General features: G+C 52.8%; 35 protein-coding genes and 2 pseudogenes. 16 read left to right on the top strand and 21 right to left on the bottom strand.

Features of this window, described 5'->3' with window-relative positions:
* Positions 1-32: 32 nt before the first annotated feature.
* The 4 genes from mobB to Q3C19_RS12170 all read right to left on the bottom strand — a co-directional run bounded on the left by mobB (position 33) and on the right by Q3C19_RS12170 (position 2,327).
* Complete coding sequence (gene mobB, locus Q3C19_RS12185) at positions 33-1,262, bottom strand: conjugal transfer protein MobB (RefSeq protein ID WP_302729667.1); 1,230 nt, start codon at positions 1,260-1,262, stop codon at positions 33-35.
* Complete coding sequence (gene mobA / locus Q3C19_RS12180) at positions 1,237-1,680, bottom strand: conjugal transfer protein MobA (RefSeq protein ID WP_217290106.1); 444 nt, start codon at positions 1,678-1,680, stop codon at positions 1,237-1,239. The genes mobB and mobA overlap by 26 nt, the downstream gene beginning before the upstream one ends.
* Before the next feature lie 260 nt (positions 1,681-1,940).
* A complete protein-coding gene (locus tag Q3C19_RS12175; RefSeq protein ID WP_217732218.1) occupies positions 1,941-2,171 on the bottom strand; it encodes a hypothetical protein in 231 nt (76 codons plus the stop codon).
* A gap of 24 nt (positions 2,172-2,195) precedes the next feature.
* A complete protein-coding gene (locus Q3C19_RS12170) occupies positions 2,196-2,327 on the bottom strand; it encodes a hypothetical protein (protein ID WP_255395964.1) in 132 nt (43 codons plus the stop codon).
* Between the two features lie 49 nt (positions 2,328-2,376).
* Here Q3C19_RS12170 and Q3C19_RS12165 point away from each other — a divergent pair, with 49 nt between their 5' ends.
* From Q3C19_RS12165 to Q3C19_RS12095, 15 genes are read left to right on the top strand one after another with little or no spacing between them, the layout of a single operon-like run.
* A complete protein-coding gene (locus Q3C19_RS12165; RefSeq protein ID WP_302729600.1) occupies positions 2,377-3,141 on the top strand; it encodes a ParA family protein in 765 nt (254 codons plus the stop codon).
* A 2-nt stretch (positions 3,142-3,143) separates the two neighbouring features.
* Entirely contained in the window at positions 3,144-3,536 is a 393-nt protein-coding gene (locus tag Q3C19_RS12160) for a DUF3408 domain-containing protein (protein ID WP_302729598.1), read from the top strand.
* Between the two features lie 15 nt (positions 3,537-3,551).
* Positions 3,552-4,244: a conjugal transfer protein gene (locus tag Q3C19_RS12155; RefSeq protein WP_302729596.1), complete on the top strand. Its 693-nt coding sequence runs from the start codon at positions 3,552-3,554 to the stop codon at positions 4,242-4,244.
* A 31-nt stretch (positions 4,245-4,275) separates the two neighbouring features.
* On the top strand, positions 4,276-4,578 hold the full coding sequence (locus tag Q3C19_RS12150; protein ID WP_072545366.1) for a DUF4134 domain-containing protein: 303 nt from the start codon (positions 4,276-4,278) through the stop codon (positions 4,576-4,578).
* A gap of 33 nt (positions 4,579-4,611) precedes the next feature.
* Complete coding sequence (locus tag Q3C19_RS12145) at positions 4,612-4,932, top strand: DUF4133 domain-containing protein (RefSeq protein ID WP_071150627.1); 321 nt, start codon at positions 4,612-4,614, stop codon at positions 4,930-4,932.
* Positions 4,929-7,433, top strand: coding sequence for a TraG family conjugative transposon ATPase (locus Q3C19_RS12140; protein WP_302729593.1), 2,505 nt, complete (start codon positions 4,929-4,931; stop codon positions 7,431-7,433). The genes Q3C19_RS12145 and Q3C19_RS12140 overlap by 4 nt, the downstream gene beginning before the upstream one ends.
* Positions 7,434-7,437: 4 nt before the next feature.
* A complete protein-coding gene (locus Q3C19_RS12135; protein WP_072545364.1) occupies positions 7,438-7,719 on the top strand; it encodes a DUF3876 domain-containing protein in 282 nt (93 codons plus the stop codon).
* A gap of 26 nt (positions 7,720-7,745) precedes the next feature.
* On the top strand, positions 7,746-8,378 hold the full coding sequence (locus Q3C19_RS12130; protein WP_072545363.1) for a DUF4141 domain-containing protein: 633 nt from the start codon (positions 7,746-7,748) through the stop codon (positions 8,376-8,378).
* 2 nt (positions 8,379-8,380) lie between these two features.
* Positions 8,381-9,388 (top strand): conjugative transposon protein TraJ, encoded by a 1,008-nt coding sequence (gene traJ / locus Q3C19_RS12125; RefSeq protein WP_071150623.1) that lies wholly within the window; start codon positions 8,381-8,383, stop codon positions 9,386-9,388.
* Positions 9,389-9,418: 30 nt separating this feature from the next.
* Positions 9,419-10,042: a conjugative transposon protein TraK gene (traK, locus tag Q3C19_RS12120; RefSeq protein WP_072545361.1), complete on the top strand. Its 624-nt coding sequence runs from the start codon at positions 9,419-9,421 to the stop codon at positions 10,040-10,042.
* Between the two features lie 6 nt (positions 10,043-10,048).
* Positions 10,049-10,372, top strand: a complete 324-nt coding sequence (locus tag Q3C19_RS12115; protein WP_302729589.1) for a TraL conjugative transposon family protein — start codon at positions 10,049-10,051, stop codon at positions 10,370-10,372.
* On the top strand, positions 10,311-11,612 hold the full coding sequence (gene traM / locus Q3C19_RS12110) for a conjugative transposon protein TraM (RefSeq protein WP_302729587.1): 1,302 nt from the start codon (positions 10,311-10,313) through the stop codon (positions 11,610-11,612). Before Q3C19_RS12115 ends, traM begins: the two co-directional genes overlap by 62 nt.
* 31 nt (positions 11,613-11,643) lie before the next feature.
* Positions 11,644-12,642, top strand: a complete 999-nt coding sequence (gene traN / locus Q3C19_RS12105; RefSeq protein WP_302729585.1) for a conjugative transposon protein TraN — start codon at positions 11,644-11,646, stop codon at positions 12,640-12,642.
* Between the two features lies 1 nt (position 12,643).
* A complete protein-coding gene (locus Q3C19_RS12100) occupies positions 12,644-13,231 on the top strand; it encodes a conjugal transfer protein TraO (protein WP_191762945.1) in 588 nt (195 codons plus the stop codon).
* 15 nt (positions 13,232-13,246) lie between these two features.
* On the top strand, positions 13,247-13,705 hold the full coding sequence (locus Q3C19_RS12095; protein WP_072545356.1) for a DUF3872 domain-containing protein: 459 nt from the start codon (positions 13,247-13,249) through the stop codon (positions 13,703-13,705).
* A 31-nt stretch (positions 13,706-13,736) separates the two neighbouring features.
* Here the strand turns inward: Q3C19_RS12095 and Q3C19_RS12090 are convergent, their stop codons facing one another.
* The 8 genes from Q3C19_RS12090 to Q3C19_RS12055 are packed head-to-tail and all read right to left on the bottom strand — an operon-like array spanning position 13,737 to position 16,265.
* Positions 13,737-13,904 carry a hypothetical protein gene (locus Q3C19_RS12090; protein ID WP_158098078.1) on the bottom strand — a complete coding sequence of 56 codons (168 nt, stop codon included), beginning with the start codon at positions 13,902-13,904 and terminating at the stop codon, positions 13,737-13,739.
* A 4-nt stretch (positions 13,905-13,908) separates the two neighbouring features.
* A complete protein-coding gene (locus Q3C19_RS12085) occupies positions 13,909-14,154 on the bottom strand; it encodes a hypothetical protein (protein ID WP_071150617.1) in 246 nt (81 codons plus the stop codon).
* Positions 14,147-14,380 (bottom strand): DUF3873 domain-containing protein, encoded by a 234-nt coding sequence (locus Q3C19_RS12080; RefSeq protein WP_071150844.1) that lies wholly within the window; start codon positions 14,378-14,380, stop codon positions 14,147-14,149. Before Q3C19_RS12080 ends, Q3C19_RS12085 begins: the two co-directional genes overlap by 8 nt.
* An 11-nt stretch (positions 14,381-14,391) precedes the next feature.
* Positions 14,392-14,649 (bottom strand): hypothetical protein, encoded by a 258-nt coding sequence (locus tag Q3C19_RS12075; RefSeq protein ID WP_071150616.1) that lies wholly within the window; start codon positions 14,647-14,649, stop codon positions 14,392-14,394.
* Positions 14,650-14,674: 25 nt separating this feature from the next.
* Positions 14,675-15,265 (bottom strand): hypothetical protein, encoded by a 591-nt coding sequence (locus Q3C19_RS12070; protein ID WP_071150615.1) that lies wholly within the window; start codon positions 15,263-15,265, stop codon positions 14,675-14,677.
* 11 nt (positions 15,266-15,276) lie between these two features.
* Positions 15,277-15,495: a hypothetical protein gene (locus Q3C19_RS12065; protein ID WP_302729578.1), complete on the bottom strand. Its 219-nt coding sequence runs from the start codon at positions 15,493-15,495 to the stop codon at positions 15,277-15,279.
* 8 nt (positions 15,496-15,503) lie between these two features.
* Positions 15,504-15,992: an SLOG family protein gene (locus tag Q3C19_RS12060; RefSeq protein ID WP_117616271.1), complete on the bottom strand. Its 489-nt coding sequence runs from the start codon at positions 15,990-15,992 to the stop codon at positions 15,504-15,506.
* Between the two features lie 12 nt (positions 15,993-16,004).
* Positions 16,005-16,265: a hypothetical protein gene (locus Q3C19_RS12055; RefSeq protein ID WP_204404715.1), complete on the bottom strand. Its 261-nt coding sequence runs from the start codon at positions 16,263-16,265 to the stop codon at positions 16,005-16,007.
* Between the two features lie 555 nt (positions 16,266-16,820).
* Here Q3C19_RS12055 and Q3C19_RS12050 point away from each other — a divergent pair.
* Complete coding sequence (locus tag Q3C19_RS12050) at positions 16,821-17,096, top strand: hypothetical protein (RefSeq protein ID WP_204393653.1); 276 nt, start codon at positions 16,821-16,823, stop codon at positions 17,094-17,096.
* A gap of 336 nt (positions 17,097-17,432) precedes the next feature.
* Here Q3C19_RS12050 and Q3C19_RS12045 read toward each other — a convergent pair.
* The 9 genes and pseudogenes from Q3C19_RS12045 to Q3C19_RS12005 form a co-directional block, all read right to left on the bottom strand.
* Positions 17,433-17,594 (bottom strand): annotated as a pseudogene (locus Q3C19_RS12045) (ribonucleotide-diphosphate reductase subunit beta); the annotation flags it as partial.
* A gap of 60 nt (positions 17,595-17,654) precedes the next feature.
* A complete protein-coding gene (locus Q3C19_RS12040) occupies positions 17,655-18,437 on the bottom strand; it encodes a hypothetical protein (protein ID WP_177608179.1) in 783 nt (260 codons plus the stop codon).
* Entirely contained in the window at positions 18,434-18,988 is a 555-nt protein-coding gene (locus tag Q3C19_RS12035) for a hypothetical protein (RefSeq protein WP_225226218.1), read from the bottom strand. Before Q3C19_RS12035 ends, Q3C19_RS12040 begins: the two co-directional genes overlap by 4 nt.
* Positions 18,989-18,991: 3 nt before the next feature.
* Positions 18,992-20,077 (bottom strand): hypothetical protein, encoded by a 1,086-nt coding sequence (locus Q3C19_RS12030; RefSeq protein ID WP_177608175.1) that lies wholly within the window; start codon positions 20,075-20,077, stop codon positions 18,992-18,994.
* 98 nt (positions 20,078-20,175) lie between these two features.
* Positions 20,176-20,604 (bottom strand): annotated as a pseudogene (locus Q3C19_RS12025) (ribonucleotide-diphosphate reductase subunit beta); the annotation flags it as partial.
* Between the two features lie 2 nt (positions 20,605-20,606).
* The gene (locus tag Q3C19_RS12020) at positions 20,607-21,056 is read right to left on the bottom strand and encodes a hypothetical protein (protein ID WP_302729563.1); all 450 of its coding nucleotides are present in this window, start codon (positions 21,054-21,056) and stop codon (positions 20,607-20,609) included.
* Between the two features lie 344 nt (positions 21,057-21,400).
* Complete coding sequence (locus Q3C19_RS12015) at positions 21,401-21,814, bottom strand: hypothetical protein (protein ID WP_018711275.1); 414 nt, start codon at positions 21,812-21,814, stop codon at positions 21,401-21,403.
* Positions 21,815-21,826: 12 nt separating this feature from the next.
* A complete protein-coding gene (locus tag Q3C19_RS12010) occupies positions 21,827-22,468 on the bottom strand; it encodes a site-specific integrase (protein ID WP_302729560.1) in 642 nt (213 codons plus the stop codon).
* A gap of 16 nt (positions 22,469-22,484) precedes the next feature.
* The gene (locus tag Q3C19_RS12005; RefSeq protein WP_072545349.1) at positions 22,485-23,708 is read right to left on the bottom strand and encodes a site-specific integrase; all 1,224 of its coding nucleotides are present in this window, start codon (positions 23,706-23,708) and stop codon (positions 22,485-22,487) included.
* Positions 23,709-24,112: the final 404 nt, after the last annotated feature.

Raw genomic sequence — 24,112 nt, 5'->3', positions numbered from 1 at the left:
TGAAATTCGGTCGAATGTTATCCGGGCTGCATTCAGTCCTGCCGCCCGTACCTGCGGCGGCGTTTCTTCTTGTCAGGCTTGTGCAGGCGCGGATGCCGGGGGACAAAACTTGTCTCCGGCTCGATGGCTGAGAACAGGCCGCCCAATACCTTGCCGTCCGTATCGGGTTCCGGCGCAGATGTTGCTATATGTGGCTGTACCTCTTCCGACAGTCCGGGCTGCGCCACGTTGAAACGCGCTTCCAAGGCATTGGCGGAGAACTCCTTGCCCAAACGGGAGCCGTTGAGCACGGTACGGCTCGTGTGGTCGATGAAGGTTACCCCGTAAATCCTGCCGGATTCATTGCGGCGTAGCACCAAATCCACGTTCATGGCAGCCAGACGGCGGCGGAAATCCGCCTCGTCCCTTGCCTTCAGTAATGCCCCGGCCAACGGAGGGCGCAGCCGCTCGCGGCAACCGTCCGCCCTGATGCGCGAGGCTGACCACTCCATGCGCCGTTGCAAGCCCTCCGCACCCGCCATCCTGCCCAGCCTTGCCGACTTGATGGGGGTCGCCACCTTGTTCCCGTCCGCATCCAATGCCGTATAGACAATGCCATGATAGGCACGTCCGCCCGCTTCGCCCCTGACTTCCTCCATGCCTATGTTATACAAGGAGAGCAACGCCCGGAACTCGCCCATCGACTGGAAGCGGTAGAGCTTGAGCAACGGCTTGACGGTATCGGCTATCTGCCGGCGTATGTCGCCCCGCGCCGCATCCACCGGGCGGAGCTTCCACTCCTCCGCCTTCTTCTGCCCCTCTGCCGGATGCAGCCCGTACTTCAGTTCCAACTGCCCGGTTATTTCTTTGCTCCGGCGGTGCTCGAAGCGGTCGGAAATCTTCCTGCCCCCGCTGTCCACGCGCAGGGACACGATGTGGATGTGGTGGCGGTCGATGTCTGTATGCTTAAAAATCAGGAAAGGCTGGTTGCCGTAGCCCAACTTCTCCATGTACTCCCTGCCGATGGCGGCAAGCTGCCCGTCGGTCAATACATCGTCGGGATGCGGGTTGAGCGAGATGTGGATGACCGGCTTCTCGGTGCGGAAGTGCGAGGGAAGCCATGCCGTGAAAGCCTCCATCGTTTCGCCCATGCGGAAATGCCCGTCCTCCGGGTATGGAAGCAGGTTGGCATCCAATATCTTCGCGTGCCCTTCCTCTACCTTCGTCTGGTTGTATGCCAACGTGCCATACAAGTCCTTACCCGTGCTGATTTTCGCCACCATGCCTTTTGAGTTCTTCGGAAAGTCCGACAATGCGGCGGCTGAGCGCCACCAGTTCGAGGGTCAGCTTCTCCAACCTGTAGAGCAATGCCAACGCCTTTTTCTCGGTAAAATGCACGTGCAGTTCCTTGACCGCCTGGTTGTAGTTCACCCCGACGGCGCGGTACTGCTGGTACAAGGCGGTGAGCTTGGCCACATATTCCATCGTGCCCCGGTCGGTGCGTATGACCCGGAAGCCGTCGCCGAAGATACGCGCGGCGATGAACTTCGACTTGGACGAAAGACCGGACTGCTCGTAAAGGGTGAGGAACCGGGCGTGCTGCGCGGCGTCGAGATTGACGGTCTCGCGGTGGAAGGCGGGCGCGGACTTGGGTGTCCGTCCGCCTTTCCTTCTTTTCGGGTGTTGCTGTTGTTCATTCATGCTTGCTGTCATTAAAAGGTGAAACCTGCCCGTCCGTGGCCGTGCCGCCGTTATGCCCCATCCCTACAATTTGCGACTTCGGAGCCAAATTGCGCCCCCTGCAAGGGCAAGCGTTTTTTGCGGCAGAAGCGGATGCGTGCTGCAAAAAACACAGCTTGCTATGTTCTGGCGAACATACGTTTTCCCCACCGGTGGAGAAAAGCGCTTTCGGGGAAAGCGGACGATGACCAGACGGAAAGCCTCCGACCACGCCAACGGATTCATGCCGCAAAGGTAGGAAGCGGAGCCGTTTGCAGCACAACACCCCGACCAGCCACATTATGCCATAGGGGAGCCACTTTGCCCGGAGGATAATTCCGACGGTAGCCAGCACCTCCGTTGCAACGTTGGGACAGCCGACTGACCAGCCAGCCCGACATCCAACCGTACCGACAACCGGGCGGTTGCAGAACCGGACAACCCGTCAAGCGGCTAATGACACAAACAGCCATCCAGCCATATCAGCCACCGGTGCATCAGCCATTCCACCCGGCAATCATACGGATGTCCAACGGACTATCCGGACAATCAGATGTATGACCAACCAGCCAGCCACTCCACGCCAAAGCCGAGCCACTCGCGCCCCGAAGCGTGAAATCCTTTTCCACCGTTCCCGTTTCTCTTTTCCTTTGCCGCATCATTTGAAACGGAACGGTTATGCCAACAGAAAAAGAAACACTTTACATCGCCTTCTCCACCCAGAAGGGAGGGGCGGGCAAGACGACCCTGACGGTGCTGGCGGCCAGCTACCTGCACTACGTGAAAGGGCTGAACGTGGCGGTGGTGGACTGCGACTATCCGCAGCACAGCATCGCCGAAATGCGCAAGCGCGACTTGAAAACCGTCATGGAGGACGAACACTACAAGGCGATGGCCTACCGCCAACTGCAACGTATCGGCAAGAAGGCCTACCCGGTCGTCGAGGGCACGGCGGAGGATGCCGTGGAAAAGGCGGAAGGACTATTAGAGAAGCTGCCCGGCACGGACATCGTGTTCTTCGACCTGCCCGGCACGGTGAACAGCGGCGGCGTGCTGCGGACGCTGGCGAACATGGACTACATCTTTTCGCCCATCGCGGCAGACCGGGTGGTGATGGAAAGCACCCTGCGCTTTGCGGCCAAGCTGAAAGACACGCTGATAGACCCGGGCAAGACGAACATCAAGGGGCTGTACCTGCTGTGGAACATGGTGGATGGGCGCGAGAAGTCGGAACTCTACAGGGTATATGAGGAAATCATCCGGGAGCTGGGGTTGCAGGTGCTGCAAACCTTCCTGCCCGACAGCAAGCGCTTCCGGCGCGAACTGACGGGGGAACACAAGGCGGTGTTCCGCTCGACGCTGTTCCCGGTGGACGGCACGCTCGCCAAGGGGAGCCATATCCGGGAGATAACGGAAGAGATACTCACCATTATCGGGAGGTAGCCATGGGGGAACGGAAGAAAATCAGCCTGACGGAACTGGACGAAAGCTCCATCGTCGCCTCGTTCAAGGAAGAACAGCCCGCTCTGGCCGTCCCTCCTACGGTGGAGCCGGAAACGCCCGTACCCCGCCAGACGGAACAGCCGGACATCAAGCCAGCCCATGAGAGCGAGTACCTCCGCCTGTTCATCCACGAGTCGCCCGTATGCGCCCGGCTGGGCAAGACCATCTACTTGCGCAAGGAGTTCCACGAGCGGATACAGCGCATCGTGCAGACCATCGGAGGCAACCGGGTATCGTTGTTCAGCTACGTGGACAACGTGCTGGAGAAGCATTTTGCCGACTGGCAGGGGGACATCGAGCGCGAATACAAGCAACGGGATACCGGAATTTTCTAAAATAACAGACAGCCTATGACAACAATCCTTATCATATTCCTTGCAGGTTATCTGCTTTGGGTGGCCGCCTATCTCCTGTATGAGCGGCATGAACGCCGGAAAAGGCAGCGCGAAAGGGAGGAAACACTCCCCCGGAAGATAGCCGACGCGGGAGAGATTTTAGGCAAAAGCACATTTTCCCTGTGCCACTCCACGCCACAAGTACCTGAAAAAACGGAAACCGTGAAACCGGAAAGCGAAGCGGGTACTTTTGCAACGGAATCGGAACGATACCCCAAGGTGGTGTCCGCCGACGAGCTGGACGCGCTCTTTGCCGAAGGCGGGCTGGAACCCGTGGAGGGGCAGGACGAACCGATGGAGTACCGGGACACGGATGCCGGCGAGCCTCCGATAGACGAGGACGAGATGCTGGAAGGCCATGCGCCCAAAGCGACAGGCCTCCGTTTCGAGGACATGGGGTTGGCAGTGCGCATGGCGATGGATGACAACACCGCCACCGAAGCAGAACGGCAGCAGGCCGGACGTGCACTTGCCGAACTCAAGGGCACGCCGATGTTCGACCAGCTCACCGCCGGGGATGCGGAACGGGAACGGCGCATCGCCTCGCTCATCGAGCTGCATCTGGCGGACTACCGCAGGCAGCGGCAACCGGAGCCTCCCGCCGAGAGTATCGTACCCGATGACTTTTCCATTGACGACATTGTTTAACAGCGGTCTATCCGCATAAAACCAACTTTTTATGAACACAACAAAGAGAATCTTTTTCATGGCGGTTTGCCTGATGGCAGCCGGTGCGCTCTACGCGCAAGGTAACGGACAAGCGGGCATCACGGAAGCCACGCAGATGGTCACCTCGTACTTCGACCCGGGAACGAAACTCGTCTATGCCATCGGCGCGGTGGTCGGCCTGATAGGAGGCATCAAGGTATATAACAAGTTCAGTTCGGGCGACCCGGACACATCGAAGACCGCCGCCTCGTGGTTCGGGGCGTGCATCTTCCTGATAGTCGCCGCCACCATCCTGCGCTCGTTCTTCCTCTAATCCCTATACATAAATAATATATAGAATAGGATTATGGAATATGAACTGAACAAGGGCATCGGGCAGAGCGCGGAGTTCAAGGGGCTGAAGGCACAATACCTGTTCATCTTCGCCGGAGGACTGCTTGCCGTGTTCGTGGTGTTCATCGTTATGTACATGGCAGGAACAGGTCAATGGGTGTGCATCGCCTTTGGCGCGGTATCCGCATCGATACTGGTATGGCTCACATTCCGTCTGAACGCCAAGTACGGCGAGCACGGGCTGATGAAACGGCTCGCCAAACGGCAGCACCCGCGATACCTGATTAACCGGATTAGCGTCCGGAAGTTATTCACCCCAAAGAGAAGCCTATGAGAAATATATTGAAAGCCGCCACGTTGGAAAGCAAGTTCCCGCTGCTGGCCGTCGAGTCGGATTGCATCGTCTCGAAAGACGCGGACATCACCGTGGCCTTCGAAGTGGAGCTTCCCGAACTGTTCACGGTAACCTCTGCCGAATATGCCGCCATCCATGCGGCATGGTGCAAAGCGGTTAAGGTGCTGCCCGACTACACGGTGGTACACAAGCAGGACTGGTTCGTGAAGGAACACTACCGCAGCCGGACGGAGGGCGAAAAGCTCGGCTTCCTCTCGCGGAGCTATGAACTGCACTTCAACGAACGGCCTTTCCTGAACCACTGCTGCTACTTGTATCTGACCAAGACGACCAAGGAGCGGATGCGGATGCAGAGCAGCTTCTCGTCGTTGTGCCGGGGCTTTATCATCCCCAAGGAAGTGAACCGGGACACGGCGGCACGTTTTTTAGATGCCGCCGGGCAGTTCGCCCGCATTGTAAACGACACGGGACTGGTCAGACTGTGCCGTCTGTCGGGCGACGAGGTAACCGGCACGGAGGAAAAACCCGGCCTGCTGGAGAAATACCTCTGCCTGTCGTTGGAGGACACCGGCACGCTGGAGGACATCGAACTGGGCGACGAGGGGGTGCGCATCGGCGACAAACGGCTGTCGGTCTATACGCTCTCGGAACTGGACGCGCTGCCGGGCCGGGTCGGTACGGACAGCCGCTATGAACGGCTCTCCACAGACCGGTCGGACTGCCGCCTCTCCTTCGCCAGCCCGGTGGGGCTGCTGCTCCCATGCAACCACATCTACAACCAGTACCTCTTCATCGACGACAGCGCGGAGAACCTGCAACGCTTCGAGAAGACGGCACGCAACATGCAGTCGCTCTCGCGCTATTCGCGGAGCAACCAAATCAACAAGGAATGGATAGACCTGTACCTGAACGACGCGCATTCCTATGGGCTGACCTCGGTGCGCTGCCATTGCAATGTCATCGCATGGACGGACAACCCGGACGAAGTGAAGGTCATCCGCAACGACACGGGCAGCCAGATTGCCGCAATGGAGTGCAAACCGCGCCACGACACAGTGGATGCCGCCACGCTCTATTGGGCGGGGATGCCGGGCAACGCCGCAGACTTCCCGGCGGAGGAATCATTCTATACCTTCATCGAGCAGGCCGTCTGCTTCTGGACGGAGGAAACGAACTACCGCAGCTCGCTTTCCCCTTTCGGGCTGAAGATGTCAGACCGCATCAGCGGCAAACCGCTGCACGTGGACATCTCCGACCTGCCGATGAAACGGGGCATCACCACCAACCGCAACAAGTTCGTGCTGGGCGGTTCGGGCAGCGGCAAGTCATTCTTCATGAACCACTTGGTACGGCAATACTACGAACAAGGAACGCACATCGTATTGGTGGACACCGGAAACTCGTATGAGGGGCTTTGCTCGCTGATACACCAGAAAACCGGGGGCGAGGACGGCATCTACTTCACCTACACGGACGAGCACCCGATAGCCTTCAACCCGTTCTACACCGACGACCGGGTGTTCGACATCGAGAAGCGGGAGAGCATCAAGACGCTGCTGCTCACCTTGTGGAAGAAGGACAATGAACCGGCAACCCGCTCAGAGGAGGTGGCGCTGTCCAACGCCGTGTCGCTCTACATCGAGCGCATCAAGGCGGGGGAAGTGGAAGAACCCTCGTTCAACACCTTCTACGAGTTTGTGAAGTCGGAGTACCGACGGATACTGGAGGAAAAGCAGGTACGGGAGAAGGATTTCGACCTGGCGGGCTTCCTGAACGTGCTGGAACCCTATTATCGGGGCGGCGAGTATGACTTCCTGCTCAACTCGGACAAGCAGCTTGACCTGCTGACGAAACGCTTCATCGTCTTCGAAATCGACCAGATAAAGGACCATCCCATCCTGTTCCCCGTTACGACCATCATCATCATGGAGCTGTTCATCAACAAGATGCGCCGTCTGAAAGGCATCCGCAAGATGGTAGTCATCGAGGAAGCGTGGAAGGCCATCGCCTCGGCGAACATGGCGGACTACATCCGCTATCTCTACAAGACCGTCCGCAAGTTCTACGGGGAGGCGGTGGTAGTCACGCAGGAAGTGGAGGACATCATCTCCTCGCCGATAGTGAAAGAGAGCATCATCAACAACTCGGACTGCAAGATTCTCCTTGACCAGCGGAAATACCTGAACAAGTTCGACCAGATACAGACACTGCTCGGGCTGACGGACAAGGAGAAGGGGCAGATTCTTTCGGTGAACATGTCCAACGACCCGACGCGGAAGTACAAGGAGGTGTGGTTCGGGCTGGGCGGCGTGCAGTCGGCGGTGTATGCGACGGAAACCTCATTGGAGGAATACCTCTGTTACACCACCGAAGAGAGCGAGAAAGTGGAGGTGCAGCGCATGGCGGAGAAGCTCGGCGGCAACATCGAGCTGGCCATCAAGCGGCTGGCAGAGGAGAAAAGGAACGCAAGGAAGGGATGAGCCTATGGAATATGCAACGTTGTTCCCGCTCGACCGCATCTGCGGGCGGTGGAAAAGCCGGGGCAAGTCGCCCCCGGTCAGAGTGTACCGCGAAGGGCATACGTACCGCATCGCCCTCGCCTACCGCTGGGGAGCCGTGCTGACCGCCACGCTCTACCGGAACGGGCAAGGGACATGGGCGGAACTGCCCGAAAGGGTGCAGGTCGCCTATGACGAAGAAAACGAGCGGCTCGTGCTCGCCTCGGAAGGGGTGTATGTACGGGATTGCAGGGAATATGAATATTGACAAGAACATTTTAATCATCAACGGATATGAATAAAAGAATAACAGCAATCTGTCTTACGGTTTTGCTCTGCACCGCCACGACGGTCCGGGCGCAATGGGTGACCTTTGACCCGTCGAACCTCGCGCAGAGCATCGTGAACACCACGCGGAACGTGATACAGACCACCACGACCGCTGAGAACATGGTGAAGAACTTTCAGGAAACGGTCAAGATTTACGAGCAGGGAAAGAAGTATTACGACGCGCTCAAGTCGGTACATAACTTGGTGAAAGACGCGCGTAAGGTGCAACAGACCGTGCTGCTCGTGGGGGAAATATCGGACATCTACGTGAACTCGTTCCAGAAGATGCTTGCCGACGAGAATTACACGACGGACGAACTGGCCGCCATCGCCTCCGGCTACACGAAGATGCTGGAGGAAAGCAGCGGGATGCTTGACGAGCTGAAGACGGTCGTCACGCAGACCGGCCTGTCGATGACGGACAAGGAGCGCATGGACCTGATAGACCGCATCTACCGCGATGTGAAGAACCACCGCAACTTAGTGCGCTACTACACGAACCGCAACATCGGCGTGTCGTACCTCCGGGCAAAGGAGAAGAACGACACGCGGCGCGTGCTCGACCTGTACGGGACCGATAACCAAAGATACTGGTAGCCATGACGGGAGAAAGTACATTCGGCAACCTGCATGAAGTGCTGCGCAGCCTTTATGACGAGATGATGCCGCTCTGCTCGGACATCACGGGCGTGGCCACCGGGGTGGCGGCATTGGGCGCGTTGTTCTACGTGGCCTCACGGGTATGGCAGGCGCTCTCACGCGCCGAGCCGATAGACGTGTATCCGCTGTTCCGCCCGTTCTGCATCGGGGCGTGCATCATGTTCTTCCCCACCTTCGTGTTGGGAACCATCAACGGCATCATGAGTCCCATCGTCACCGGCTGCCACGGCATCCTGCAAGGGCAGACGCTTGACATGGAGGAGTACGCCGAGAAACGGGAGAAACTGGAATACGAGGCATTGGTGCGGAACCCGGAAACGGCCTATCTGGTCAGCGACGAGGAATACGAGCGGCAGATTGAGGACTTGGGCTGGACGCCGTCGGAACTGAAGACGATGGCGGGGATGGCCATCGAGCGCGGCAAGTATGAAATCAAGCAGACCATCAGCAACGCCTTCCGCAGTTTTCTGGAGCTGCTCTTTCAGGCGGTGGGGCTGATACTGGACACGCTGAGGACGTTCTTCCTTATCGTGCTTTCCATCCTAGGGCCGCTGGCATTCGCCATTTCGGTGTATGACGGTTTCCACAGCACGATGGTGCATTGGATATGCCAGTATATCAGCATCTACCTGTGGCTGCCCATCTCCGATTTGTTCAGTTCGGTGCTGGCACGCATCCAGACGCTGATGATCGAGAAGGACATCGCGGCATTGACCGACCCGAACTTCGTGCCGGACACGAACAACTCGGCCTATATCATCTTCATGCTCATCGCCATCGTGGGGTATTTCACCATCCCGACGGTATCGACATGGGTGATTCAGGCGGCCGGAGCGGGCAACTACGGCAAACAGGTGAACAACTCCGCCGTCAAGACCGGCAAGGTGGCGGCAGCGGCTACCGGTGCCGGAGCAGGGCACATTGCGGGCAAGCTGCGGGGCAAATGATTCAACAATCAACAACAAGAATTAAAGAAAATGGAATTCAAGTCATTAAAGAACATCGAAACGAGCTTCCGGCAGATACGCACGATGGCGATAGCCTTCGTCGTGCTGTGCGCGTTGGTCACGGGCTACGCGCTATGGAGTTCGTACAGCTTCGCCGAGAAGCAGCGGGAGAAAATCTACGTGCTGGACAACGGCAAGTCGCTCATCCTCGCGCTCTCGCAAGACCTTTCCCAGAACCGTCCGGTCGAGGCGCGGGAACATGTCAGGCGGTTCCACGAACTGTTCTTCACACTCTCGCCCGACAAGGCGGCCATTGAGGGCAACATCCGCCGGGCATTGTACCTGTGTGACGAAAGTGCCTTCCGCTACTACAAGGACTGGGAAGAGAAGGGGTATTACAACCGAATCATCTCGGCGAACATCAACCAGACCGTGCGGGTGGACAGCGTGGCGTGCGACTTCGAGCGTTACCCCTATATCGTGACGACCTATGCCCGCCAGTCGCTCGTCAGGAGCAGCAACATCACCGAGCGCAGTCTTGTAACCCGCTGCCGCCTGCTGAACTCGGTGCGGTCGGACAACAATCCTCACGGTTTCACGATGGAGCAGTTCACCATTCTGGAGAACCGCGATTTACGGACCATAGAAAGGTAAAGGCGTATGGGAAAGACAAGAAAGTGGCTCCATTACATCCCTGACCGGATAAGCGACGGGATGCGCTGCGTGTGCGGGCGGTTGTCGCCCGATGTGCGGCTCATCGTGGTGGTGGCGATGCTCGTGGGATTCAGCGCCCTCTCCATCTACATCACCGTGTCGTCGATATACAACATCGGCAAACGCCGGGGAGAGCAGATGAGAATAGAACGGATGCGGCAGTTGGAACTGCATCCGGGCATAAGTAAAGACAGTATCCATTTTAATCATGACAGGAAACATGAAAGAGAACAAAACGGAAAAACAGCCGGAAACGGCAAAGAAGAATGAACGCGGGCGGAAGGAGTCCCAACCGCTGACTCCCGAAGAAATCCGGAAACGGAGGAAGATGCTGGTCTATCCGCTGTTGTTCCTTGTCTTCGGCGTGGCGATGTGGCTGATATTCGCACCGTCGGACGAAGGGGAGAGCCTGCCCGACGGCTTCAACGTGGAAGTGCCCATGCCGGAGGAGAAGAACCTGCCTTCGGACAAGCGTGCCGCCTACGAGCAGCAGGACTTCGAGCGCAAGCAGCGGGAGAAGATGAGCACCCTGCAGGACTTGGCGGTGGCGGAGGATGATACGGACAGGGAGGCCGTGGAAGATGTGTTCCAGACCGAAGAAACTGCATCATCGGGCGGGTCGTCCATCCGCACCTCGGCGGATGCCTACCGGGACATCAACCGGCAGATTGGCAGCTTCTACGAGCAGCCGGAGCCGGAGGACGACCAGAAAACGCTGGAACTGGAATGGCGCATACAAGAGCTGGAACGCCGGGCGGAAGAGGAACGCAAGGCAAAGGAAACCGCCGACGAGCAGCTCCGCCTGATGGAGAAATCCTACGAGATGGCCTCGCGCTACCTGCCACAAGAGGGTGGCGGAGCGAAGTCCGTACCCGTAACGGAAACGAAGGGAAGGACGGTCAGCCCGGTCACGCAGGTGGCGGAGCAGGTCGTGTCGATGCTGGCACAACCGATGTCCGATGCCGAGTTCATGGAACGGTACAGCCGTCCCCACAACATGGGGTTCCACACGGTAACAGACCAAGCGCACACGGCAGGCAGGAACAGCATCCGTGCCTGCATCCGGCGCACGGTTACAGTAAGCGACGGCAAGGAGGCGGAAATCCGCCTGCTGGAACCGATTGACGTCGGGGGCATGTATATACCGGCCAACACCGTGCTGACCGCCACGGCACGCATCAACGGGGAGCGTATGGAACTGACCATCAGTACCATTGCCTATAAAGGGAGGGTCGTGCCGGTGGAACTGGAGGTATATGACATGGGCGGCATGAAAGGCATCTCGGTGCCGGGGTCGCAGGAACTGACCGCACTCAAGGAGATGGCGGCCAACATGGGTTCCACGATGGGCAGCAGCATCAACATCTCCACCGATGCCGGGGCGCAACTGGCCTCGGACTTGGGACGCAGTGCGATACAGGGGCTGTCGCAATACCTCGCCACGAAGTTCCGCACCGTCAAGGTAACGCTCAAGGCGAACCACGCGGTACTGCTCGTGGCCAAGAAATAATCTTATGTATCACTATTATTCACAAGGAAGAATGAAGAAAATTATGCTTATGGCGGCTCTCATGGCCGCAATGACCCATGCCCAAGCGCAGAAGGTCGTGGAAGAAACCGATTTGAAAGAAACGGAAGAAACAGTAGGACAAACTGAAACGGGCGATGATGGGGTAAAACAAAGCCCGTCCACCGGTGATTTGTTCGACGGGCTGACACGCCCGATAACCTTCGACCGGATGATACCCCCGTATGCGCTGGAGGTTACGTTTTACAAGACCGTGCATATCATCTTCCCCGCCACTATCAAATACGTGGACTTGGGTTCCGCCGACATCATCGCGGGCAAGGCGGACGGCTCGGAAAACGTGCTCCGAGTGAAGGCCGCCTTGCGCGACTTCTCCCGCGAAACCAATCTGGCGGTGATTACCGAGGATGGAAGCTACTATACCTTCAACGTGAAGTATGCCGATGAGCCGACCAAGCTGAACATCGAGATGAAGGACTTCCTGCACGACGGGGAGGCGGTGAACCGCCCGAACAATTCGCAGGAGGTTTATCTGAAGGAGTTGGGCAGCGAATCACCGCTGTTGGTGCGGCTCATCATGAAGTCCATCCACAAGGACGACAAGCGGCTGGTGAAGCACATCGGCTGCAAACGCTTCGGCATCCAGTACCTCCTGAAAGGCATCTACACGCACAACGGGCTGCTTTATTTCCATACGGAACTGAAGAACTCCTCCAACGTGCCGTTCACGGTGGACTTCGTGTCGTTCAAGGTGGTGGACCGGAAAGTGGCGAAACGCACCGCCATCCAAGAGCAGGTGATTGTACCGCTGCGTGCCTATAACTACGTGACGGAGATTGGCGGCAAGAGCCGGGAGCGCACGGTGTTCACCCTGCCCAAGTTCACCCTGCCGGACGACAAGCAACTGGTGGTGGAGATAAACGAGCAGAACGGCGGGCGGCATCAGCAGTTCACGGTCACCAATGCCGAACTGGTGCGTGCCAAGGTCATCAACGAACTGAAAGTGAAGTAGGATGAAACGGACGGTGTTTATTCTAATCGGCATGGCGCTGTGCCTTGTCCTTGCAGACAAGGTGCAGGCGCAACGCTGTCTGCCGGGTATGAAAGGGCTGCGCCTGACGGCGGGCATGGCGGACGGCTTCCATTCGGCAAGCCGGCGCAATGAGCTGGGCTACCACTTCGGGCTGTCGATGGACTCGTACACGAAAGGGTGCAGCAAGTGGGTGTTCGGCGCGGAGTATCTGCAAAAGTACCACCCGTACAAGGACACGCGCCTGCCGCTGTCGCAGTTCACGGCGGAAGGGGGATACTACTATAACTTCCTCTCGGACGCGAACAAAGTGTTCCTCTGCTACGTGGGCGGCTCGGCGATGGCGGGTTATGAAACGGTGAATTGGGGCGAGAGCCTGCTTTATGACGGGGCACGCATCACGGACGGCGACGCTTTCGTCTATGGCGGCGCGGTATCGCTGGAGATAGAAACCTACCTCACCAACCGGACAGTACTGCTCCTCCATGCGCGTGAACGCTGCCTGTGGGGTGGCGGTACGGGAAATTTCCACTTCCAGTTCGGGGTGGGACTGAAATTCATATTGGACTAATAAATCATCAAGAAAATGAAACGAATGACTGAACTGATTTTTACCGCCGGTTTCGCGCTGGTTGCCGCCGTGCTGCTTTGCGCCTGTTCCGACAAGCTGGACATCCAGCAGGTGTATGAGTTCGATTTGGCAACCCTGCCGGTACAGAGTACCATCGTGGAAGGCGGGGAAGCCGAAATACGCTGCCAGTTGGTACGCAGCGGGCGGTACGAGGAAACGGAGTATTTCATCCGCTATTTCCAGCCTACGGGCAAGGGGGAGCTTCGTCTGGAGGACGGCACGGTATTGCTGCCCAATGACCTTTATTCGTTGCCGGGCGAGACCTTCCGGCTCTATTACAGGTCGCTCTGCACCGACCAGCAGACGATTGACATCTACATTGTGGATTCGTTTAACCAGACGGTAACCAAGAGCTTTTCGTTCAACAACGAGACGGAAGAAGGAGTAGAGAACCCGGAACAGCCTGCTCCATAATACTGACGGCTATGCTTTGTTTTGCCATTGCTTACTTGACGCTTCTTGCCGTAACCGGCTGTTGCATCTGGCGTGCCATACGCCATGCCCCGACTGATACGGAGCTTTGGGGCGAGGAAACGGACTGACATGCCTGTGGTGTGAAACGGTTGCAGCCCGTCGGATTGGTTCCGGCGGGCTGCTTCTGCAAGCGCATCATCCCTCTACAATTCCTTCATTTCCGCTATGGGCATGTAATGTTCCAACCATTCCCTTACGGGCTTCATGTTGTATTCGGATGTGATGACTGCCGTATAGCCGTTTATCGGGGTGAAGCGTGTGGTCTCGTAATCGTCCACCCACTTCTTCAGGCTGTCCACGCCCCATGTGTCGATGTCCTCAAACCTACCGTCCAAAACCTCGATGGGTTCGCTAAATGTGATTATCAGCGTTTCGTAACCGTCATTCATTGCCGGCCTCCTTTCTTTCCTTTTCCGATAACCATGCATCGCGCCTGCGGCGGCATTCCTCCAAAGTCGGAGCCACGCAGGAGAACAATTCCCCATCGGATGCCCTGTAATCGTACTGCACAAGCGTGCGTTTTCTTCTCCCAAAACCAGTCTGGAATTTCTCGAATTGTTCCGTTCCTGCTGCCCGGCAGGTCGAAACGCCGTTTTCTGTCATTCTTGTAACCATCATACAATTCCTTAAAATTCGACAATCAATAAGCGGTTCTCCATGCACTTGTCCGGGTCAGATGCCATCCTTTGTTTGAGCCAAAAGTGGCTGCTCCCGTATCCGAAAGCGAAGAAGCGGTTGAACTCCTTGCTTTGTGCAAATACTTTCACCAGTTCGCGAAGCTCCTGTTCGTCCTTTGTCAGCGTCACGGAATTGATGAACTTTACCAACACTTCGGGTATCCGCTCGTCCCACCCGAAAATCATGCTTTCAATCTTTACGTCCATACATTATATATTTATAGGTGAATAATCAAAAAAGGCTCAACTGCTGCGGGGCGGTATAGCGTAACTTCAGTTCCCGCAATCCGGCTTTCAACTTGCGGATATACTTCGGGTTGTAATTTCCCTTGTCTGTCAGGGAGTGGCGTTCCGCATAAGTGTAATGCCCTTCCAGCCGATGTATTCCCGTGCGTACCGCTTCCTTGTAGTCGGAAATGGGTTCATCCCATACCGATGGGTGGCTACCGCCTCCTGCCGTGCCGGTACACCAGCTCACCGTAACGGCATACGTGCCATTCACGGACTGGCCGATGTGTATCACGTTGGATGTGTCCAACCGTATTTCCTCCACGATGGGCAACATGCCATTTATCCATCCATATTCGTTGAACTGCTTGTCCACATAGCCGAAAACAAGCCTGCGCTCGTAGGTATTCACGTTCAGCACAATTTGATGCACGCTTTCGCCGAAGCTCTCGAAATAGGCGGTCTGTTCCGCATCTTCCCGGCGGAGTGCCTGGATATAGCGGAGAATGATGTGCCGCTCACGCTTGCAGGCATGGTAGTCCGCCAAAGCCTGCAATTTTTCTTCTTTCGTCATTTGGGATATTATCTTGTCCATACCGTAATTCTTTAGATGGTTGCTTTCAGTATTTCCACGTGGTATTGGGGATTGACTTCCCACAACAGGTATTCGATGAACAGCCTGCGTGCGTCCTTCTCCAGTTCCTTGAACAGCCGGGTAAAGGTGCTGTGGTTGCCGTCGATGTAGGTTTCCACCATGTACTCGAAAATGTCCTCCACTTCATAATACTTGCACTGCTGTGCGATAGTCTTGCTGTACCGTTTCATAAGCGTTCTTATTTATAAAGGTTTATAATTATTCTGTTCAGCATCTGCGCCTTTCCTATGGTATAGTATGTGCCGCCATAGGGCAGTCCGTCCCAATAAGCGAGCATGATTGCCGCATGTTCCACCAGAAAGTCGTTGCGCCGGTGGAAACAGCCCTTGTGATAGCTTTCTGAAAGGATAACCGTCTTGTCCGCTTCTTCCAACAGACTGATGTAAAGCCTCTTGTTCGTGTCGGAATAGCGTGCGGACTGCTTCCGGAAAGGGATGGCAGCTACCAACCGTATATCGGTTAATTCGTTTCTTACCGTCAAGACTGCCTTTGCAAAAATCAAATCGCTGCCTTCCGCCATGCCTGAGAGAAAGTTACGGTAGCCCAAAGCATACAGTCTTTTGATTTCCGTCACCATGCCTGTAAAAAGAGTAAGCATGGGTTGGCTTATCCTGCCGGAGCGGTGTCCGGTAAACGAAACGTTCTTTGAAATGTTTGTTGTATCCATGATGATGTGAGTTTAGAGTGTTAATACCCAGACTATGAAAGCGACAACCGAAACAAACGCAAAAAGGAACACAAGGCAGACCCACAGGAAACGGACTACACCCACAAGGAAGTTCCACGCCAGCCACAGCCCGACGAACCACACCAGAAGGGAGCCACCGTACAGGGATGTGCCGAGTGCCGCAAGGGAGAACCTCACCGCCACGCCCACGAATTTATGCAGAGGCAGATTGGGAAGCGACTTATTTCCATTTGTTTCTCTTGTTGCTTTCATAATCACGACATTTTTTTTATGCATTGACGAGTTGGGTGAGCTGACTTATTTCGTAAGCGGGGCAAAAGACAGGGTTTTGCAGAAGCAAATTTTTTCGGTGGAATACTACCTGAGCCTGCGAAGTGTGGAGATTGTGCCTAAAAAATTTGATTTGTCCGTCAAAACCCGAAATTACTTTTGCGCACGTAATAAGTCAGCCCATCCAACCTTTCAATCGCGCATGGTGGAGTGATGGGGAATGAAAGCGGCAAGGGAAACATACCGTAGGAATGTTGATTTCTCTCCGCAATGGACTTTTCCGAAGGAGGTTTTTTAAGGATGGCAATGGATTATTGGCTTTATTTTCTTACCTTTGTGCCAGCGGTGCAAATAGCATCGTGGTAATGTTGTTCATTTACCGGCATCCAGAAATCGCCAATTTCAAAACACGAAGGTAAATGAACCGGGTAGGTTATACCTTGACGTAACCTGCCGGTTCACTTCGTGTTAAGCGTTTGGCGATGCTTTGGGTGCGGTGGCCGGCAGCGTTACGTCATTTGTTAATACCCGAAAGATATGGAATTACAAGCTACCGCCCTGAAGGGCATCGTCCGTTCTTCCGATGAAGAACTTTTCTATCTGTTTCCCATCCAAGATGTGTCCACCTTGCAGCAGACGAAGGCGCATCTGACCTGCGCCATTGATGTATTGAGCCATCCGGAGGAATGCTCGCCGGAACAGCGGCTGGATGCCGTGCGCACGTTGAACAGCCTCGTGGCGGCATTGAGCGTGCATGACGACGACCATTACAATGCCTTCGACTCCGCCCTCGAAGGCGGCAACGTGCAATAACGGGCGGGTCGGACAAGCGTAAAAGCCTACCTTGGCGACAAAACCGGTCAAGGAAAGGTGGCGTATGGGATATGGTGTGATGATTGGGTTCATCACGCTTGACCATGCGGCATGTTTCTACGGTTTTGCGTAGGCGGCAAGGGTATTTCCATTCCCAAAGGGAACGGGGATATGCTTGCCGACGGAAATGACGGGCTTTTACATTCCGCTGCTTGGGTCGGGGATTGGAATATTGTATTCTTTGGCATTTATCCCAAGCCTGCAAGTCGCCCAACCCGTTTCCGTGAGTTGCCCAACTCAGAACTTTGGGTTGTCCGACTCTGTGAAATGTTCCTTTTATTCTTTCCCCGTTTTCACCGTCCGTCCCAAGAACAGGCCGGTAACGGAGTTGGCTCCAAGCTGCATCAGCCTACGTTTCATCTGCTCACGGTCTTCCCTTATCCATGTGGCACGGAAGCCGTCAGTGATTTTCAGGCGATGCGAAAGGAGGCTGCAAAACATAAGCAGGCAATCTACCTAAAGTCTAATGACCTATTGGGGTATAATCATATCCGGTAGCTACCGATGCTTTATTTTTTTGAATACTCTTTGTTTGTCATCAATCTCAATCAAACCTGTCTTGCGTATTAAGAACTTGTAAACGATGCCATGGCTCAAAGCTTCTTTCCTATTTTCTTCCCATGCAGGATAACGAAAACAAAGAATCTGTCCGTCATAACGCCTTTGTATTCGCGGAGGGAATAATTCAGGTTCTACATTGCACACAAGGGTATCTTTGTTTACATACCATCTTCCAATAAGATAATTTCCACCTTCTCTGTCCAGGTTAAAGATATTACCGATATATTCAAAAGTGCCATCAGCGACAAGTTTCATCATCGTCCATACAAGCTCTTCGCCTGCGATATGTAATGTCTGCTGATAGGTTCCGACTAATGTTGAAAGGTAATCCCCTTTTTTTACGGGCAGATGTTCTGTCCTATTATCACCAAGATGCCAACCATTATACGATTTGGGGAAATTCCAAATATGAATATCGGTCTGGGCATCGCTGTTTGCGATACATTCCACTTGAAAAAGGAACGGAGACGCTTCCAACACCTCCAAAACAATAGTATCTCCTCTCAAACACTTGATTGCAAAAACAGTCGTATCTAATGGAATCCTGTTTTGTGGATTACTTTTACAAAATAGATTGTACCTGTACTGCGCTACAATATCCTCTTCCTCCTCCATGTCGTTCACTATATTCCCATGAAAGATGATAGAATCTTGTCCTGTTTGCCCCTTTATTATCAGGGAAGGTAACAATAGCAATATAAGACAAAAAAGTATTCTCATAGATGTTTGTTGCATGGTTGTCTGCTGCCAGTCCATTTGTCTGTAAATCGTTTGCTTCCGGCATATAGTTTCATAACATACGAGATTGTCATTGCCACCACAAGATAAAGTATGATGACTGCGCCAACAATCCAACAAAAGTAGAAATTGTTTTCATTAGACGGTATCATATTCTCCGGCAGAACCCCTGTGCGTTCATATTCCGCTTCGTATGTGCCAAGTGTCGGCAATGAACTAAACCATAATAGGCTCCAAAGGTTAAAAACGGCTTGCAACAGCAAGGCGGACAACCGACACAACGTATTGCGTATAGCCATGTCATACAATATATAAAGAGGGCAAATGCCAATCAGTGCTATCATGCTTGTCAAAGGTCTGCGGTCGTCATGGGCAATCCATTCCCCCTCTTGCATTTCTATCGCATAATATTCAAAGTATAGAATAATAGCGAAAAGCAAGAAGTATATCGTGAACTTTATGGTATTGGCTTTTCTCATTTTTCTTTCCCATATAGCAATTAAAGTCTTTGAATTAATATTCCCTTTTTTCATTTATCAGAAGAATGAGGAAAGCCTCTTGTCAGTATCAAGAGGAATGTTTACCGCATGATGACGATGCAATGAATCTGAATAAAACCGGACTCTCAGGGAATCACCGGAAATAAGTTCCTTGAGGAACTTCCGCTGGTCAGAGGATAGCGAAGAAGGGGCAACAGGCCAACGGGATTCCTTATGGGAACGTGCCATGACCGCAATCGTATCCTCAAACAGCTTCTGAAATTCCGGATTCTTATAAACAAAAATCCGTGGCATGATAATGTAGCGTTTGGATTCGTTGGGAGAAATGGATTCCGCAGAATCCAGATAATCTCCTATAGAGTCGCTTTCACTCCTATAAATGAGTTCGCTATTCCATCTCTTGGAAGGATTGTTATCAAGCTTATAAATAACTTCATGGGCATAGCCGTAATAAGAAGAATGATCAAGCACTGACAGCCTGTTTTTACCTATGTTATGTATCACAAACTCGACCGGACATCCTATCCACATCAATTTGCCTTTCTTGGAAGAGTAACCGAACACCGGATACAAACCGGTACGGGTTTGAGCAATTTCGTATTCCTGAGCTATGTTCTGATGTATCAAATTCTTGACAGCCTGGATTGAAAAAGCGCATAAAGTAAGCGGCTTTTCAGGGCGGAACTTGTATTCCACGGTTTTACTTTCCGATTCAGGAAACAGCCTGTCTATAATTTCTTCTTTGTATCCCGCCAAAACAAAATCATCCAGCCTTTCTGAATATCCAAATCGGGCATAGCCGATATAAAGGTAGAAACCTTCGCAGTACGGACATTTGATTGTAAATCCCTTGTCCGAGCCTTCAATGCTTATATCTTCTTCATCAGGACAGTCGCCTGCTAACGGAAAGACGCTTTCTCCCGCTGGCTTCCCTCCCTTGGCAAGTTTCACGGACACGATAACCGGGCTTTGGGCACATCCGCCCTTAGCGGAGTCCACGGACATGGTAAGTTCATACATCTGTTTATGAACCTGAATCCTTACGGTATCCCTCATGCTTCCCTTACCATAAGCCATGATAGGGAAAAGCAGGCACAATATGAATGATTCTATCTTTATCATTGTTTTACGTTGTCAATAATGTCATACCATCAGCGGAATCCGCCATCATCCTCTCCAACTCAGAACTTTAGGTTGTCCGACTTTGTGAAATGTTCCTTTTATTCTTTCCCCGTTTTCACCGTCCGCCCCAAGAACAGGCCGGTAACGGAGTTGGCTCCAAGCTGCATCAGCCTGCGTTTCATCTGCGTGAAGTTCTCGCCGGTGGACACAATGTCGTCCACGAGGAACACATCGCGTCCCTGAAAACAGGCGAGGTGGAATATGAGGTTGGAAAGCTTGTCAAGGCCGTGAGTGCCTTTCATCTGCTCACGGTCTTCCCTTATCCATGTGGCACGGAAGCCGTCGGTGATTTTCAGGCGGCGTGAAAGGAGGCTGCAAAACCGGGCGAAACGGGCGGCGTTGCGCTCACGGGTAGCCGCCGGGATGGGAATGAGTACGGCATTGGCAGCCTTTTCCTTGTAGAAAGGCATACGGGAGATGCAGAGGGAGAAGATTTTGGCGACGAGGGCCGCCTGCTTCCCCTCCTTGATTAATAAACAAGTATATCTTTGAACATATTAGAAGATGATATAATTTTATTTATAATCTTATTTTGCTCTATTTTCAGCCTTGATGTATTTATTTCATATAAGTCTAAAACTGTATAAATCCCTTCAAACAAAAACTCTAATGCGCATTTATTAGGGTTAGATTGCTCCATTATAAATTTATAAGGTAAAAATATGGTGTATTCAATGTCTTTCTCCTTTTTGAAAATAGTTGGTCCACATATTTCATTTGTTAATAATTCTTTTTTTGCAGATATACGGAACATTAATTCATATTCTGTTCCATAAGATTGTTCAAATTTAGGATTCATTTCTACTAATTTAGACACTTCTTCTGATAAAAAGCGTTGAAATGATGAATTAAAGGGGAATGAAATCCCAGCTTGTATATAAAGTTGTCCAAAATATATTTTCATACTAATGATTTCCATTTTTAGGTTTGAAACTTTTTTGATTACCTTTTGGCATCTCTCCTATTTTATCGTAATACGGTTGTAATCGTGCTATTTCTGCACTTTTTGCTTCTAAAGTTGTTGTATACTTAAATCTTCCACAATAAGCCCTTCTACATTGCCCATAGATTCCAAAATAGCGCGCAACTCATTTCCGTGAGTTGCCCGACTCATGGAACGAGTCAGGCAACTTGCTCTTAAAAACAGGCATCATAGGGGAAGAATTGGTGTACAAAATCGCTGTTGACGGACAGCCGGTGCTTCTTCTGCGCCGTTATCCACTTTTCTATCTGTGATTTGTTTGTTGCCATGTTTCTTATTTTTTAGTTGTATGAAATGAATGTCTGGTTATCCGAAGCGTTGAACACAACAAGGACTTCGGGCTGCTTCTCTTTCAGCCGTTTGTATTCGCACAAGGAGTTGAGCACCCACTCGCGGAACAGCTTCGTACAATAGGTGTTGATGCGGAAGCTGAGAAAAATGACGGCCTCCAGATTGTAGTAGGTAACGTATAGCTTATCCTGCTTCTCCGTAATGGTCGCTTCACTTTCATTCAGGATACGCGACTTGAAGATGGAGCGCATATTGGCATCTATCGTCTGGATGAATACTCCGAACAGGCGAGCAAGCTCGTGTTTGGTGAGCCATACGTTGCCGTTCTCTAACTTGACGCTGACTGTGGGGTGGCGGTTGATGTCCTCCAGCCCGGTAATGGTGATGTTTCCTCTGTGTAGCATAGGGGTATCGTTTTATTTGGTGGGACAATATACGGATTTATTGGTTGTCATAATGTATTGCGCCGCAATTTTTTCAAACGGGATGCAATTGCGCGCCACTCTGTCCATTTCGCGCTTGATGATGCGGTCGGTGACATAGGCATGGCGGCCGCGCAGGTCGAACCGCCCTAACATGCGGCATACCGTGCCGGTGGATATGCCGTTTTTTGCCGTTATCGTTTCCTTGAACGTATGGTAAGCCAGATACATGGTCATGTTCTTCTCGATTCCGCAGAGTTCCGCAATCTCTTTCAGATAGACATTCAGACGTTGGTTGCTGGGGACGGGCAACAGTTCATCCGTCCCGGCATACCGGACTTCGTATTTCTCCAGTATCATTCGGGGAACAGGCAACAGGGGGATGTGGATGAACGCGTCGGTCTGTTCTCTTACCATGAAAATCCACTTCTGCCCGTACTTGCTGTGGAAATTCTCTTTACGGAGGGATTTCAGGTTCTGGTAATGCAGTCCCGTGAAACTCGAAAAGATGAAAAGGTCACGCACCTGTTCCAAACGCGGCGTGTCAAACGTGGCTTTCATCAGTCTGCTCAATTCCTTCTCGTTCAGGCTCACCGCCGTTTGTCTGGCTCTAAGCTGTCTTTCTATCGTTCTCATATCTGTCCTCCTTCTATTATAATGCGTTCATGGATACGTGCAGCCTGTCGGAAAGGGCTTCCATCTCGCTGCCGCTTTTCTGGTTGATTACTTTCGCGTAGATTTGCGTCGTGCGGATGTTGGTATGTCCCAACATTTTTGACACGGATTCTATTGATACTCCGTTAGTTAGCGTTACAGTCGTGGCGAATGTGTGCCGGGCGAGGTGATAGGTCAAGTTCTTCCTAATTCCGCAAATATCAGCGAGTTCCTTCAGATATGCGTTCATCTTCTGGTTGCTTGGCATGGGCAAGGCGCGGTGGTCGGGCTGTTTCCCCTTGTACTTTTGCAGGATGCGCAGGGGGATGTCCAACAGGCGCACGTTGATGGGTACGCCGGTCTTATGGCGCTTGGAGATAATCCAATAGTTGCCGTCCAGATACTTCTGGATATGCTCGTCTTTGAGCAGATATACATCTATGTACGCCAACCCCGTCCAACAAGAAAAGACAAAGACGTCGCGCACCCGTTGCAGGCGTTCCACTTCAATCTCCTTGTCCATAATGCTCTGGAGTTCGTCCATCGTCAGAAAGCCTTTGTCCACCTGAACGAAGGTGATGGGCTGCGTGAACGGGTTGAACTGGATAAGGCCGGCGTTCCTTGCGCGGGTGACGGCTTTCTTGAACAGTTGCATCATCTTCGAGGTGGCGTTGTGGCCGACCTTCTTGTCCACACGCAGGAAGTTGCGGAAGCCGTTGATAAATTCCTCGTTTATCTCCGTCAATGGAATGTCTTTATACTTTTCTTTCCTGAACCTGAACTGAATGTATTCTTCCATACGGCGGTAAGTCAGGTCGTACTTCTTGTAGGTGTTCTGCGAGAGCGATGTGCCCACTTCCTTCCGCTTTTCCTCGTTCATCTTCTTGAATACGGTCAGCAGCGTGTTGGCTTTCGTTTCGATGCCCAGATAAATGTTCTTCAGCTTCAGCGGTGAAGGGTAGCGGTTGTTTTCGATTTCCTTTTCGTAAATGCGGGTAATGTCGGTCTTGATTTTCTCTATCTGCGTGCGCAGATACACCGCCGTCGCACTACGACCGACTACGCCACCGTCCTTCCACATCTTCTTATCCACCATTAACTGTGAGTTGAATTGTACCTGTTCGCTGTCGATGGTGATGCGAACCATGATGGGATACTGTTTGTCCTTTCCTTGTTCCCTTTTCCTTGCGTAACAAAGTACGCTGAATGTGTTCCGTTTCATGCGCTTTTAAGTTTTTTTGTTGCAAAAATACTGTTTGACAATCACTTGGCGCAATCCACAGGCGGACACTTGGCGGCTATGAAACGGACATTTGAGGGTCATTGTCGTGTATTCCCGTGAAATGAATCGTAAACGTGCCGGTTGTTTCCTTTTTCTGCTCAGGATTTTAGGTTACGGCGTGTCGATAAAATTGAACGTAAACGACGACAAATCAACGACATATCTACGAAGTCGTAACCAAAATTCCCGTTTTTTTTCTTGGTTACGATTTGGTTACTCGATTTGTCCAATTTTCGACTTCCAACGGGGTATTCATCTGTCGTGGTATAACAAAAAAATATCCCCAAAGTTACTGACTTTGAGGATATTGTCTTCGACTTTCTTATTTCAGTCTTTTTTCGTAA

Origin of the sequence: Bacteroides sp. ET489, assembly GCF_030518095.1 — a bacterium.
GTDB lineage: Bacteria > Bacteroidota > Bacteroidia > Bacteroidales > Bacteroidaceae > Bacteroides > Bacteroides ndongoniae.
The sequence above is the reverse complement of the archived record's forward strand: the minus strand, read 5'-3'. Positions and strand labels throughout refer to the sequence as shown.